Source organism: Longicatena sp. 210702-DFI.1.196 (genome assembly GCF_020563125.1).
GTDB classification, from domain to species: Bacteria; Bacillota_I; Bacilli_A; order Erysipelotrichales; family Erysipelotrichaceae; genus Longicatena; species Longicatena caecimuris.
The window spans coordinates 1-14133 of record NZ_JAJCPX010000019.1; the positions used below are offsets into that span (position 1 = coordinate 1).

Consider the following 14133-nt stretch of genomic DNA (forward strand, 5'->3'; position numbering starts at 1 on the left):
TCTTATTTCCGGTACTGCCTTTCTTAATGGATGTTACCTTGTATTTATATTTACTGTCACTGTACCATCCTTTAAACGTATAGCCTTTTCGTGTAGGACTTTTTAAGGTAATCGTATTGCTGGTTACCGTATAAGAGGATGGATTCTTACCATTTTTCCCACCATTCAGTTGATAGCTAAGTTTATAGGTGTTTTTGCTCCATTTTGCATACAGTGTTTTATTTCCGGTACTGCCTTTCTTGATAGACGTTACTCTGTATTTATACTTACTATCACTGTACCATCCCTTAAACGTATAGCCTTTTCGTGTGGGATTTTTTAAGGTTATGGTATTGCTAGTATTATTATAAGTAGAAGGATTTCCCTGTTGTGTACCGCCATTTAGATAGTATGTGATTTTATAAGTATTGGGCTGTACGGTGATATTCACAGTAAGTTTCTTCCCATTTGGGCAAAGTGCATATACTTTTGTACTGCCTCCTTTAACACCAGTAACTACGCCATTACGGATGTTTGCAATTGAGCTATCACCACTGGACCATTGAATTACACTTTGTTCTACTTCATATCTTACTAAACTCCATCCATTGTTTTGACCGTATACACTTAAGGTAGTTGAAGCATTTGGTTTTATTGTTTTACTCGTGCTGCTGATAGAATAGTTCTGAGAATTGTATTTTGCCTGTATCTGATAAGTTTTTAAAGCGTCAGATGCGTATGTCGTTTTGTTGGTACCTTTACTTCTTGAGAAAACTTGCACCCAATAATGTACTCCATCATGATAAAAGCATCCAATACCGATGGACTGAAAACTTCCATTTATGATATTAGAATGATGCCCAAGTGAATGATTCCAATCATTCATTACACTGTTTGCATTAGATTGAGCCGCTGCTATATTTTCACCATCGATCAATGATGAAACACTATAACAGCTTAAACCGGAAGGACGCGTATGACTATAATATACGGCAAGCTCAGCTGCTCTTTGCTGGGCTGCTTCAAACAATGTTTCATCCATAATCAAATCAGCTCTGCCATTTGCCCGACGTTCCTTATTAACTAGATCAAGCACTTTTTTCGCTTCCGTGTACATGGAAGTTCCTTTAATTTTTAAATTTTCTATTTGAATATAACTACCATCGCTCATCTTAGATAAAGTAGATGGTACCACTTTCGCTAAATCCACACCGGCTGCTTCAAAGGCTCCTGCTTCAATATATTCCAATGAACTTGGGAATTTTAAAGAAGTTAATTTTTTACAACCATAGAAGGCATACACATTAATTTGTTTAAGACTATTAGGGAATACAATATTGCTTAAACTATCACAACGATAGAAAGCTCTTGCAAAAATGGTCGTTATTTTCCCATCAAACACTACACTGTTTAATTTTTTGCATTCTGAAAATGAAAGATAAGGTAAAGTATCCAAAGAAGCATGAATCGTTGCTGTAGTCAGATTTTGGCAATCTTCCGCAACACCATAACCTAACTCTTTCAAAGAGGATGGTAACGTCAAAGAAGTAATGCCTGAGCGTACAAATACCCAATCCTTCATTGTTTTAACTGATGAAGGGATGTATATAGCTTGTAATTCTTCAACATCACTAAAGGCATAAGATGCTATTGTTGTCACACTGGATGGTATCGTAAAAGAAGCTGATGTTTTATTTGCTGGATAAGCAACTAATTCTGTCTTATCTTTGTTATACAACACTCCATCTTTACTACTATACACTGGATTTCCTGCAGCTACATTAAATGTTGATACACTTCGCATAAATGCTAGTTCTTTACAGGTTTTCAATGATGCAGGCAATGTAACAGTGCTTAATGCTGTATCCTGAAAAGCGAAAGACTCGATTGTTGTCAGTCCTTCTGGAAAGGTAAAAGAAGTAAGATCGCTACATAACACAAAAGCTCCTTCACCAATGCTTTTTAAAGATTCTCCACCGCTTACTTTTTGTAATCGGCGACATCTGTAAAAGGCGGAATCTTTAATGCTCGTAAGCCCTGCTGGCAGACTTACGCTTTCTAATGCATATAGATAGCGAAATGCTTGCTGTCCAATACTGGTAATCCCTTTATTTATAATGACCTTCTTAATATCATAATCATAATCGCCCCATGGTGCCGTACTCTTATCATAATCAGGAATTTCACCAGTTCCACTGATTGTCAGAGTATCCCCCTGTAATACTGCATGAATATTTGCTGTCAGTGTATAAGTCTTACTGTCTGTAGAAGCACTGACACTTTTTAACGCTTTGACCTTGCTGGCTGGTCTTGTTAGTTGATAACCTTTCGATGCCTCTTTGTTTATTGGATTCGTCTGCGAAGTCTTTTGCGATTCTCGTTCAGCAAACGAGATATTTCCATTTTCCTTCGCTTTCATTTGGAAAAACGGTTGTTCTCCCATTGCCATTCCTAACATACATGCTAGCAATACTACAATTATCTTTTTTAATTTCATAACTATTCCCTCATTTCCCTACATTCATAGTAACGCGAAACATATACAGACGCAAGTGTTTCATAGCAATAATCCTATGAATTTCATGAAAATAACCAAAAAAACAAGAAAATAACCAAAAATATTTGCAACATCCAAGCCGTAGATGCATATCGCTTAATGAAGAAAAAAAAGGCTTTACGCCTTCATTCTTGGTTTGATATTACGTTCATAGAATTTCTCATACACATTCGTAAAGAAATTACTTTTCCCACTCTTATAATACCTAACAATCAATAAGGTTAATAAGATACCGCCAACGGTAGCGCACATAACATCGGTAATCGTATCATGTACACCTTGTGTATAATGATTGATGCAATCGTTGTCAAAGAAGATCAACATCGCATATTCATAAAACTCCCATATTTCTCCAATCGCGATATTCACAGCATTAATAAACACTAAAAATAAAGTGAAATCTTTTTTTTCAGGAAAGGTATTACTTTTCCGAATGAAGAAAAACAGAATAACGGCTACTGTTGTAAACATCCAACCACTGGAAAAATGCAGAACCTTATCAAATCCTGTCAAAGAATACCAATGGAAACTGCTGCCGATCAATGACGCAAAATAGGTGAAAACAGTCGATATGATATAGATCTCATATACCGGTTGAAAATGCAACACCTTAAATAGGACAGGAACGATCAACGGTGTCAGCATTGCTACAAACCCCATGCCTAGCGCATTATAATCTTTGACCATAAAATTATGATAAAGGGCAAGAAACAACGTGATGATATAAACAGCAGCACAACCATAAAGCAGACGTTTCAAAAAACGTTCGCGTTTATTTATTGGCATTGACATGCTTAACATCCTCCAACATTTTAAGTTTTAGATCTAAGAGCTTTTTCGACAGATCCACATAGTATGTCTGTGGATATTCAAAGCGCAGAATTTCATCCCACATATGTGAGAATTCTGCTTCGCTGTAATCACGTATTGCGGATAATTCCGGCACATCATATACAAGCTCACCATTTATGAAAATTGGCTCTAATAAATCTTTTATGATATAGGTTCCAGCTGGAATCGTTTTATTTTTCCAACTGTTCATCTGATGATAAATAGTCAAATCCTGATTAGGATCAAGCACTTCTCCATGAACCGTCATGATATCACCAATAGCTTTCATCGTCTCTTTATCATATATCCGGTATAAATCCTTAAATGCCGGATTCGTTACTTTTTCGACATTTTCACTGACTTTGATTTTAGGAATCATTTTCTCATCTTCATAAACCGCACTCATTTTATAAACACCGCCGAACACTGGCGTGGATTTACTGCACACAAGATTTTCGCCAACACCCATACTATTGATTTGGGCCCCTTGCGAAATCAAGGATTGTATCAAATACTCATCCAATGAATTGGACACAACGATGTTGCAGTCTTCCATTCCCGCCGCATCCAAAGCTTTACGAATCTTCTTAGACAAATATGCCATATCTCCAGAATCAATGCGCACACCCTGCATACGATAGCCATTAGGTTCCAAATATTCCTTAGCGACGCGAATCGCATTCGGCAGACCGCTTTTTAAAGTATCATAGGTATCTAGCAAAACGGTACAGCTATCCGGATATGTTTTTGCATAAGCTAAGAATGCATCATATTCATTATCAAAAGATTGAACAAAAGAATGTGCCATTGTACCTAAGACAGGCATACCAAATTTTTGACCGGCATATGTTGTTGCCGTACCTGCTACACCACCGATATAAGCAGCTCTTGCTCCATAATTGGCTGCATCAAAATTATGGGCACGGCGTGCACCAAATTCCATGATTGCTCTTCCCTTTGCAGCTTTGACAATTCTTCGTGCTTTTGTCGCAATTAAGGTTTGATGATTCACACATAAAAGCATTGCTGTTTCCAACAGCTGTGCTTCAATAATTTTTGCTCTTACACGAATTAATGGTTCATAGGGGAAGACTGGTGTTCCTTCTTTGATGGCATAAATATCACCCGTAAAGATAAAATGACGCAAATAATCTAAAAAGGCATCTGAAAATTTATGTAAGGAACGCAAATAGGCAATATCTTCATCTTCAAAATGAAGATTTTGAATATAGCCGATGATTTCTTCTAAGCCGGCAAATACAGCATATCCACCGTTATCCGGATTCTTACGATAAAACAAATCAAAGGTTACGATACGCTCACGCGCTTCTGAATTAAAATAGCATTGGCTCATTGTCAATTCATAAAAATCCATGACCAAACTCAAGTTACGTTCATCTCGAAAATCAAACTTATAATCTAGACTTTTCATACAGCTTACCCTCTTTCTATCCTTGAAACCATTAAGATTCCATTACTCTCCATATTGCGGATACTATATTCATTATGCGTAACACACTCATGAACATTTTCGATATGAAAAGTATCAATACAATCAATAGGAATAATAATACGCATATCATCATAATTATGTTCATTTAACCAGGCATTCAAACACAGCGCAAATTGTAGGATACAAATATCGGTACAACAACCGGTGATGACAATATCCTGATAATTCTGAATACGTTTTTCCAAAAATGCTTGAAAGTCTGGACATGTAAAGGTATTTGTGCTGTTTTTATGCATTACTTCATCTACATGAGGTTGTAATTCCTCAATGATTTCACTTTCACTTGTACCAATGACACAATGGCTTGGATAAGCATTAAATTCTCTTGTCTTTGGCGGATGGGCATCTGCGATAAAGATACACCGACACGCTTTATCTTGAAGCAAATGTTGGATATTCGCAGTGATATCATGAATTGCTTCATCATGTAATGCGCCTTCTTTTACAAATCCATTAATCATATCCACAACAAAAATGATTGGTTTTTGAAGCTTGTCCATCTGCATTGCTTGATACGAATTCAAAAAAGTTTCACTAACTCTTGCCATAAGAAAGATTCTCCTTTAAAAAATTTATTCTTTATCATTATAGTCTTTTTTTTCAAAATAGGAAACAAAAATCAAGGAATTGCTATTTGTTTTACGGTTTTATACATCATAAGGAAGGACAATTACTGTGAATAACAATCATCCTTCATCAAATAAGAAAAAATCAGGAAATTCCTGATTTCTTATACTCCTGCACAGCTTTCCTTTGTATTAGTATTAAAATAAAGAAAAGATCTGAAAGATAAGTAAGGAAACTAGATATGGTATTAATAACATACTGCCAATCGATATGCTCATCAGTTTCCATCCATATTCATGAAACATCGCTTGCAAGGTCATAATACAAGGAATGCTTAATAAGACGTAAACCATAAAACAAAAAGCTCTAAGATTCGCATGTTCATCTGACCATAAGGATTGTATCATAGATACCTGGGCATCGTTATCCGGCTTCAGACGAATTTGTGGTCGGATGAAGGCAAAAATACTATCCGTTAATGCCGTTTGGGCATGTTTACCAATTGCCGCCATATCTTCCAGCGGCTGTAAGGATTGTTGTGTTTGTTCCTCTTTCAATGGATGGGAAAGCGTTTCAAAGTAGCCGACAATTGTTTCTTTCGCAATGATACCTCCAGGCAATGCTGCCACACATTCCCAACGATTGCCAAAGCCTAATGGCTCAAAAAGAGGCGCTACCTTCTGCGATATAGTTGCTAAATAACTAGTTGATACCTGTCCATTAGGGAAATAAGATAGACCCCATAAAATAACCATGGCCCATAAAACTATCCCAGTGGCTTTTTTGATATAACCTTTTACTTCCAAGACTACTTTGGCAAAGACCATGCGTAGTTTAGGAAGACGGTAAGGAGGCAGCTCTAAAATAAAGATAGCATCTTCTTTAAACGCCATAAATCGTGAATAGACAAAGGCTAAGATAAGGGCCAAAAAGACACCTAATGCATACATGGTAACAATCATCAATCCGGCTTTGTGGGGAAAGAATGCCGCAGCGAATAAAACATAAATAGGTAAACGCGCTCCACATGACATAAAAGGGATTAATAAAGCACACATTTTTTTCTGTTTTTCATTATCTAAGGTGCGGGTAGAATAGATTGCCGGTACATTACAACCAAAGCCTAACAATAAGGACACAAAGCTTTTCCCACTTAAATGAAAACTTCGCATAGCTCGATCTAATAGAAAAGCAATGCGTGACATATAACCGCTTTCCTCTAGGATCGATAAGACCATGTAGAGAAAAGCCATTAAAGGAAGAAAAACCAGTACTCCGCCAACACCGGCAAGAATACCATCCAGAAGCAGTTTTTGCACTGCTATTGGTAAAAAACTTATTCCAACTGCCAGATATTTGTATAAAATGTCATGAATCAGATAATCAATAAAAGTCGTCCATGGGGCACTGGCTTGAAAAACAAATAACAATACTATTGTAAAAATAGCCAAAAAGATTGGCATACCAAGATATGGATGCAAAATCATACGATCAATGCGCCGTGATATTGCATAGCGTTGATGTTCATCTTGTTTTACATACTTCATAAAGGAATGAATGATCTCATAGCGGTGTTGCTGCATCGTTTTATCATCCAACCTTTGTGCAAACGCTTGTAATTCTATCTCTTGTATCCCCCAGTTTTTTAATTGCCGCCATGTTGCAGCATCCTTATGGATAAAACGCATACAAAGTCGATGCAATTCATCTTCTTCATAAACGCTATCTTTAGGAACTGCCTTTTCGATACGCTCAAACAACTGTATGTATGCCTGTAATTCTTGTTTTTCTAACAATGGATAATAACAGACCTTTTGTTTCGTCATTTGGATGATTGCCTTTTTTACTTCTCCATAATGTTTTTTATCTAAAGCACTGTAAGGCAATATTGGTATTTGAAGGCGTCGCTGTAATGCATTCATATCGATGTGAATATGTTGTTTTTCTACTTCATCCATAAAATTAAACAATAAAAGCATGGGCAGCTGCAATTCACGCAATGACAAAGTGAGTAATAAATTTCTAGACAGGTTGGTTGCATCAAGCACATTTACGATGATATCTACGTGTGCTTCTTTTAGGAACTGTGTGGTTATACGTTCTTCATTCCCTATTGTTTCTAAACTGTAACAGCCGGGAAGATCAATAAAATGATATTGAGCATCTCCCCATGTGACGATGGCTTCTTTCTTTTCAACGGTAACACCTGGCCAATTCCCCACTTGGAAATGCGCATTACTTAACGCATTGATCCAGGCACTTTTCCCAACGTTTGGATTGCCTACAAAGGCCACTTGATACTGTTTCATCAAATCACCTCCACCTGAATGTTTTGAGCATCTTTTTTTCTTAGAATCAATTGATTGCCTTGTGCAAAATATAATATAGGATCCTTCATGGGCGCTTTTTGCAGCATCGTAAGGACGCCTCCTTCATAGATGCCTAAATAGAATAAACGTTTTTTATCTGTCTTTGACATTTCAATATGCTGAATTATAGCACGCTGCCCTTCCCGCATTTCACTTGCTTTCATCTTATCACCGCTATCATCGTAAGCGATGCAGGTTTCAAAATGCGTCGGAATAACACGAAATTATATGGTTCTATTTTTCATAAGAAATGAATATATTTTCAAAAATATGAAAAAATTAAATTTTTTATTTTCATTTTTTCTTTTTGCGTATATAATATAGGCAGGCTAAAAGGAGGAATACTATGGCTAAATTAGATTACATTAAAGAAGCTGTCATCAAACGCAACCCAAATGATGTGGAATTCATTCAGGCTGTTGACGAAGTATTACTTTCTCTGGAAAAGGTTGCAGAGAAACATCCGGAATATATAGAAAAAGGTGTATTTGAGCGCATCGTTGAGCCAGAACGTCAAATCATCTTCCGTGTGCCTTGGGTAGACGATCAGGGAAAACTACAAGTGAATCGCGGTTATCGCATTGAGTTTAACTCCGCTATCGGACCATACAAAGGTGGTCTTCGTTTTCATCCAAGCGTAAATATATCAATCATCAAATTCTTAGGATTTGAACAAATTTTCAAAAATTCTTTGACTGGACTGCCTATCGGCGGAGGCAAAGGCGGAAGTGATTTTGATCCAAAAGGAAAAAGTGATGCTGAAGTTATGCGCTTTTGTCAAAGTTTCATGACTGAATTATGCAAATATATCGGTCCTAACACAGATGTTCCAGCTGGCGATATTGGTGTTGGAGCACGTGAAATTGGATATATGTTTGGACAATATAAACGCATCCGCAATGAGTTTTGCGGAGTCTTGACCGGTAAAGGTTTGAAATGGGGCGGTTCTTTAGTAAGAACAGAGGCTACCGGTTATGGCCTTTGCTATTTTACAGAAGCTATGCTGCAAGATAAAGGTAACTCCTTTAAAGGAAAAAAAGTTGTTATCAGCGGTAGTGGAAATGTAGCTATTTATGCAGCGGAAAAAGCAACGATGCTAGGTGCCAAGGTCATCGCTATGAGTGACTCCAGTGGCTACATCATTGATGAAAACGGCATCAATTTAGATGTTATGAAAGAAATCAAAGAAGTTCGCCGCGGACGCATTTCTGAATATGCAAAAAGCGTGAAAGGTTCTGTTTTCCATAAGGATGGTCGTATTTGGAATACCCCTTGCGACATCGCACTCCCATGTGCTACGCAAAATGAATTAAACAAAGAAGATGCTGAAACATTAATCAAAAATGGTGTTATCGCCGTATGCGAAGGTGCTAATATGCCAACAACGCCAGATGCGATTGATGTACTGATGCAAAATCACATCCTGTTTGCTCCAGGTAAAGCAAGCAATGCCGGTGGTGTTGCCACTTCTGCATTAGAAATGTCACAGAATTCTTTGCGCCTTTCTTGGACAGCAGAAGAAGTGGATGCTAGATTAAAAGATATTATGGAAAACATTTATAAGACAGTGAGTGAAACAGCAAAAGAATATGACGCTCCTGATAATTTTATGGTTGGCGCAAATATTGCTGGTTTCATTAAAGTTGCGGATTCTATGATTGAACAAGGTATCGTTTAATCACCTATTCTAAAAAATCCCCTACACTTGCCCTTCGCTAGTTGGCAGTGCGGGGATTTTTTTGAGCTTATGTATAAGACTTTTTTCAAATGGATGCTTAAATTTATGATTACCTATTTTGCTTTGGTTAATAGGGCATTTATCCATCGCCCGATTGTTTTATTATATATATAACTAATGAAAGAACATAGCGCAAACGTAGCTAGGATTGCCCCTATCGCATATAAAATTAAACGACTATCGTTCGCATGTTCCGCACTATGAAATACCGTTTTCCATAAGAATGGTCGAATATATTCATTTTCATGAAGTAAATAAACACCGAAGGTTGTTGCGGCAATCGTATTTATCATCTTAGAATGCTTAATATTTAAATTTTTGAATCCTATAAATAAGAAGATTGAACAAAACAACATCGTAATGGAATCTATTCTTGCAAAATAAGTAGCATAATCACTAAAAATAGCAATTTTTGTACCAATGATATCAAATAGTACACAAGATCCTAAACAGAAAACATATCCTATTGCCCCAATCATTAAACTGTGATCAAAAACTTTATTTGTCAATGCATATAAACGTATTCGGGCAGCGATGATATATAACAGAAAAAACCACATAAGGGTAGATGTCATACGTGCTGCCATAAACGTAGGCAGAATCGAACATATGACGATTAACAATAAGATGAGATGATCCAATTCCCTTTTAGATAAAGCATAAATTAGTTTATTGATATATCCGGATAGCAAATACATCATGAAATAAGATGTCGCAAACCACCACATGTTATAAGGTATCGGAAAGATATTCTTTACGACTTCAAAGAAGTTGAAATCGGTACCGGCAATAGCAAATATAAGCATGATGATAATCGCATATATAGAAATATCCATCCACAGCTTCACCGCTTTTTTTACTTTGAATTCATTCTTTACCAAAAAATAACCACTGATCAATACGAATAAGTTAACGCCAAGCTGACCCCCATATGATAAAAATTGAATGAAGACGCTATTCATTGTTATCGTGGATGAAGGATACCGAAAACCACTATACAACGCAAAATGATGACATATGATCAACAACATGCTGATGATTCTTAAAATTTCAAAATTCGATAATCTTTCCATGGTTTTTTTCATAAACAAAATGTCCTTTCTGCTCTACAGGATACGAGCATGTTTCTTATTTGGAATGGCTTATTCCATATCAAAAAGGGAAACAATTTCATCATAAGACATATGATAAATACTGCCTTCATTTTCGTTTTGATAGTTCCGAACCCTTATTTTATACACTTTTCAGTGTGTTTTGTTACTAACCAGTTTCTAATGGAAAACAATGCACATCATCACTTGCAAAGTTCATTGACCTTCTTCTGTACTTCTGTATAGTTATATCCTGCTTTTTCCAGTGAAGATTTTCTTGCATCACCATTTCCCCATTTACCTTCAATAACTTCCTTTGCAATTTCATCAATGGATTTCTTTGCAGGTGTTGCAGACACCGCCTGACCACTTTTTGTTGTGATGAATGCGTCAAAACCTTTTGCTTTAATTTTTGCAAGCATTGCTTCCGCATTTGATTTTTTACTGTATGCACCAACCTGAATTTTATACAAACCATTGACTTGCACCATGTAAGTGTCAAAACCTGCTGCCTTTACTTTTGCAAGCATTGCATCAGCATTTGACTTCTTTGAAAAAGCACCAGTCTGAACACGATAAAGAACACCGCTTTCTTCTGTCTTTCCACCAAGCTGTGCAGTCACCTTTGCTGCCAGGTCACCAAGTCTTGAATATAACCAGTCACCAGGGCAGGACTTGTTTGCAAACCATCTGTGAACTGTGATGACCATTTCATCATCCTTTGGTTCATAATTCAAAGACTTGTCCTTGTCACCGAACCAAAGAAGTTTGGTCTTTCCATTTCTCTTGCAGATGTCCACACATAACTTGATAAGTGACTGATAAACAGCATCATTCATTGCATAAGGTGCAGTTTTATCAGATGCACATTCAATTGTGATTGCTCTTTGGTCATTTGCACCACTGGAAGAACACCAAGACCTGTTCTTTTCTTCAACAATCAAAGAAATTCTTCCATCAGAACCAATTCCATAATTGCAGGATGCATCCCTTCCCTTTGGGAAGCAGGCACAAATGGTTTCACAAGATAACTGACCAACCACACAATGTGGTGTGATTCTGTCAATGCTGTGTGTTCTCTGTCCTGAATGGTTTGGACTTAAACCAGTATAACACACCAATGGACTGTTTGTGTATGACATATTATTCACCTTCTTTTTCATTTTTCTTTGTTAAAACTTCAATTGCCTTTGTGATTGCTGATGGAATAGGAAGACCCATCAATCCTGCATTTTCAACAATGCTGATGGTTTCATTTGCAATATATCCAATCACAACTGCATCCCTGACAAAGTTTGTGTTCATAATCAAGTCAAGTCTGCAAGCAATCAGGACAATCAAAAGGGTCATGCCTTTTCTGCACAACCCTTTCCATCCTGCCCTGGATTCCAAAGCACCTGATTCAGTTTTTCCGCTGTTATGGAAGACACCTGCAACAATCAATCCTGTCACATAGTCAATCCCCATAAAAATCACCAAGGTTGTCAATGCAGCATCCCACCCCCCAAACAGGGAAGCAATGAATCCACCGACAACACCAAAAGCTGTTGTAACATATCCTTTCATTCCAATCTGTCCTTTCTTTTTAGTTCATAAGAAAATCCCCTTCCAATCATAATGGAAGGGGATTCAGTGTGGTTTCCTACTGTGCAAGGTCACCACAATCAAGGTCAATAAGTACCTGCTTCACCTGTTCCTGAATTCTTGCAGGAACATCAGCAAAAGTTTTCTTGCCTTTGATGATAAGTGTTGCATATACAACTGCCATGGTTTCCACCACCTTTCTAAACCAATTTTTGATGTGCTTAAACATCTGCATCAAGGATTGCCTGAACTTCATCCCTTAACTTTGCAGGTACATCATCAATGGTTTTCTTTCCTTTTCTGATTAAATCTGCATAAACCTTTGCCATCCTGATTCACCGCCTTTCTTAACCAATCAGTTCATAGACATCACAAAGTGCAAGCTGTGTGTCAGTCAACTGGTTTTCCAGTTCAGAATTCTTTTCAGACATAGCCTTGATGTATTCATCTTTGTCATACTGAACTTCATGATATTGATACACTTCAACAGGATTTCCCTGTTCATCTTCCTTTTTAAGAAGTTGAATGTCATCATGGACATATACTGTGTCAATACCAACAATCAGTTCCACCGCCTGTTCTTTGCTGCCTGTTACATAACCACAATCAATCATGCTGCAACCCTTCCTTTCTTCTGATAAATTTTGTTGACATACTTAATTACTGCATTGTTTCTTGCCTTTGGTTTTGCATCCTTCTTGATAACAAACTTATAATAAGCAACCAATGCATTGACAATTGGTTCAATATACTTTTCAAACAACCGCCAAGAATCACACCACTTCAACCATCCAATATAAGAATTTGCAGAACACCATTCTGAATAATTTGGAAGTTTCCCATCATCCCACTTTGCTTTGATTTTAAGCATTTTCCTCTTGAATCTTTTGCAGGTTGATTTTCTTAATAAAATGAAATCATAGAAAAATCTATATCCCACAAAGTCAATACCCCTTGTATTAGTGGGGAATACTTGCCAGTTGTCCTTGACCCTGATTTCAAGATTGTCTTTCATATACTTCTTAATTTCACGAATCAAGGAATGAAGTTCCTGCTTTGATGCACCATATATGACCATATCATCAGCAAATCTGACCACATACTTCACACCCATTTCTTCTTTCAACCAATGGTCAAAATATGCTAAATAAAAGTTTGCAAGATATTGTGAAAGATATGAACCAATAGGAACACCAGTCTGTTTTGGGTAAGAATCAATTATTTTGTCAAAAAGTGAAAGAAGTCTTTTGTCTTTGAACTTTTTTCGCAGCATCTTTTTCAAGATGTCATGGTTTATACTTGGATAGAATTTTGAAACATCTATCTTCAAGCAATACTTGGTGTTGATTCTGTCTTTCATATATTTTGTTGTCAGCATATATGCTTCTTTGATTCCCCTTCCAGGAATACTGGAACAAGTATGTGAACAAAATGTCTTCAAGAAAATATCTTCCACTTGAAGCATGATTGCCCATTGAATAATTCTGTCAGGGAAATAAGGAAGTTTTGCAAGTTCCCTTTCTTTTCCCTTATCATTGATTATTGAAATTGTGTATTCTGAAACTTGATATGTTTCATTCAGCAGCATTTCCCTAATCATGGACAGGTATTTGTCAGGGTCAGAATCAACCATCTTCACTTCTTTATAAAACAACTTGTCTTCCCTTGCATTTTGATGTGCAAGTCTTAAATTGTCCATGTCACAAATCTTGTCATAAATGTTTCCGTATCTTTTCATGTTCTTTGGTTTCCTTTGATGTTTTCATAGTCTTGAATGTTCGGTTTCCCTACTAATACAATTTTTGAATTTTTGTGTTTTGGCAAGTGCCAGGGCAATAGATAACCAGTGTATATTTCAAAGACAGTCATGTCATTGAAACCATAAATGAACAAACATTTTGAAA

At 36.8% G+C, this 14133-nt stretch carries 14 protein-coding genes; 1 reads left to right on the forward strand and 13 read right to left on the reverse strand.

The genetic code is table 11. The features are described 5' to 3' along the window. The 6 genes from LI241_RS09035 to LI241_RS09060 form a co-directional block, all read right to left on the reverse strand. Positions 1-2476, reverse strand: a 2476-nt coding sequence (locus LI241_RS09035; RefSeq protein WP_227151184.1) for a leucine-rich repeat protein, incomplete at its 3' end; no start/stop codon positions are given. A gap of 177 nt (positions 2477-2653) precedes the next feature. Further along, positions 2654-3328 (reverse strand): hypothetical protein, encoded by a 675-nt coding sequence (locus LI241_RS09040; protein WP_008687883.1) that lies wholly within the window; start codon positions 3326-3328, stop codon positions 2654-2656. Then, positions 3309-4799: a nicotinate phosphoribosyltransferase gene (locus LI241_RS09045; protein WP_008687882.1), complete on the reverse strand. Its 1491-nt coding sequence runs from the start codon at positions 4797-4799 to the stop codon at positions 3309-3311. The genes LI241_RS09040 and LI241_RS09045 overlap by 20 nt, the downstream gene beginning before the upstream one ends. 5 nt (positions 4800-4804) lie before the next feature. Next, positions 4805-5428 (reverse strand): cysteine hydrolase family protein, encoded by a 624-nt coding sequence (locus LI241_RS09050; protein ID WP_008687881.1) that lies wholly within the window; start codon positions 5426-5428, stop codon positions 4805-4807. A gap of 216 nt (positions 5429-5644) precedes the next feature. Beyond that, positions 5645-7756, reverse strand: a complete 2112-nt coding sequence (feoB, locus tag LI241_RS09055) for a ferrous iron transport protein B (protein WP_008687879.1) — start codon at positions 7754-7756, stop codon at positions 5645-5647. Continuing rightward, the gene (locus LI241_RS09060; RefSeq protein WP_008687876.1) at positions 7756-7980 is read right to left on the reverse strand and encodes a FeoA domain-containing protein; all 225 of its coding nucleotides are present in this window, start codon (positions 7978-7980) and stop codon (positions 7756-7758) included. Before LI241_RS09060 ends, feoB begins: the two co-directional genes overlap by 1 nt. 182 nt (positions 7981-8162) lie before the next feature. Between LI241_RS09060 and gdhA the strand changes: the two genes are divergently transcribed. Continuing rightward, positions 8163-9494, forward strand: coding sequence for an NADP-specific glutamate dehydrogenase (gene gdhA, locus LI241_RS09065; RefSeq protein WP_008687874.1), 1332 nt, complete (start codon positions 8163-8165; stop codon positions 9492-9494). Positions 9495-9607: 113 nt separating this feature from the next. Here the strand turns inward: gdhA and LI241_RS09070 are convergent, their stop codons facing one another. The 7 genes from LI241_RS09070 to LI241_RS09090 all read right to left on the reverse strand — a co-directional run bounded on the left by LI241_RS09070 (position 9608) and on the right by LI241_RS09090 (position 13967). Then, entirely contained in the window at positions 9608-10639 is a 1032-nt protein-coding gene (locus LI241_RS09070; protein ID WP_008687872.1) for an acyltransferase family protein, read from the reverse strand. A gap of 209 nt (positions 10640-10848) precedes the next feature. Next, entirely contained in the window at positions 10849-11787 is a 939-nt protein-coding gene (locus LI241_RS09075) for an SPOR domain-containing protein (RefSeq protein ID WP_227151186.1), read from the reverse strand. A gap of 1 nt (position 11788) precedes the next feature. Continuing rightward, on the reverse strand, positions 11789-12211 hold the full coding sequence (locus LI241_RS09080) for a holin family protein (protein ID WP_227151188.1): 423 nt from the start codon (positions 12209-12211) through the stop codon (positions 11789-11791). 76 nt (positions 12212-12287) lie between these two features. Further along, the gene (locus LI241_RS15815; protein WP_255616478.1) at positions 12288-12413 is read right to left on the reverse strand and encodes a CD1375 family protein; all 126 of its coding nucleotides are present in this window, start codon (positions 12411-12413) and stop codon (positions 12288-12290) included. Positions 12414-12450: 37 nt separating this feature from the next. After that, on the reverse strand, positions 12451-12558 hold the full coding sequence (locus LI241_RS15820) for a CD1375 family protein (RefSeq protein ID WP_255616479.1): 108 nt from the start codon (positions 12556-12558) through the stop codon (positions 12451-12453). An 18-nt stretch (positions 12559-12576) separates the two neighbouring features. Then, on the reverse strand, positions 12577-12843 hold the full coding sequence (locus tag LI241_RS09085) for a hypothetical protein (protein WP_227151190.1): 267 nt from the start codon (positions 12841-12843) through the stop codon (positions 12577-12579). After that, positions 12840-13967 carry an RNA-directed DNA polymerase gene (locus LI241_RS09090; RefSeq protein ID WP_227151191.1) on the reverse strand — a complete coding sequence of 376 codons (1128 nt, stop codon included), beginning with the start codon at positions 13965-13967 and terminating at the stop codon, positions 12840-12842. Before LI241_RS09090 ends, LI241_RS09085 begins: the two co-directional genes overlap by 4 nt. Positions 13968-14133 lie beyond the last annotated feature (166 nt).

Excerpts from the sequence above, each read along its gene's own strand:
- LI241_RS09085 (WP_227151190.1), bottom strand. The coding sequence starts at position 12,843 with ATGATTGATTGTGGTTATGTAACAGGCAGCAAAGAACAGGCGGTGGAA.
- LI241_RS09040 (WP_008687883.1), bottom strand. The coding sequence starts at position 3,328 with ATGTCAATGCCAATAAATAAACGCGAACGTTTTTTGAAACGTCTGCTT.
- gdhA (WP_008687874.1), top strand. The coding sequence starts at position 8,163 with ATGGCTAAATTAGATTACATTAAAGAAGCTGTCATCAAACGCAACCCA.
- LI241_RS15820 (WP_255616479.1), bottom strand. The coding sequence starts at position 12,558 with ATGGCAAAGGTTTATGCAGATTTAATCAGAAAAGGAAAGAAAACCATT.
- LI241_RS09050 (WP_008687881.1), bottom strand. The coding sequence starts at position 5,428 with ATGGCAAGAGTTAGTGAAACTTTTTTGAATTCGTATCAAGCAATGCAG.
- LI241_RS15815 (WP_255616478.1), bottom strand. The coding sequence starts at position 12,413 with ATGGCAGTTGTATATGCAACACTTATCATCAAAGGCAAGAAAACTTTT.
- feoB (WP_008687879.1), bottom strand. The coding sequence starts at position 7,756 with ATGAAACAGTATCAAGTGGCCTTTGTAGGCAATCCAAACGTTGGGAAA.
- LI241_RS09075 (WP_227151186.1), bottom strand. The coding sequence starts at position 11,787 with ATGTCATACACAAACAGTCCATTGGTGTGTTATACTGGTTTAAGTCCA.
- LI241_RS09070 (WP_008687872.1), bottom strand. The coding sequence starts at position 10,639 with ATGAAAAAAACCATGGAAAGATTATCGAATTTTGAAATTTTAAGAATC.
- LI241_RS09045 (WP_008687882.1), bottom strand. The coding sequence starts at position 4,799 with ATGAAAAGTCTAGATTATAAGTTTGATTTTCGAGATGAACGTAACTTG.
- LI241_RS09060 (WP_008687876.1), bottom strand. The coding sequence starts at position 7,980 with ATGAAAGCAAGTGAAATGCGGGAAGGGCAGCGTGCTATAATTCAGCAT.
- LI241_RS09080 (WP_227151188.1), bottom strand. The coding sequence starts at position 12,211 with ATGAAAGGATATGTTACAACAGCTTTTGGTGTTGTCGGTGGATTCATT.
- LI241_RS09090 (WP_227151191.1), bottom strand. The coding sequence starts at position 13,967 with ATGAAAAGATACGGAAACATTTATGACAAGATTTGTGACATGGACAAT.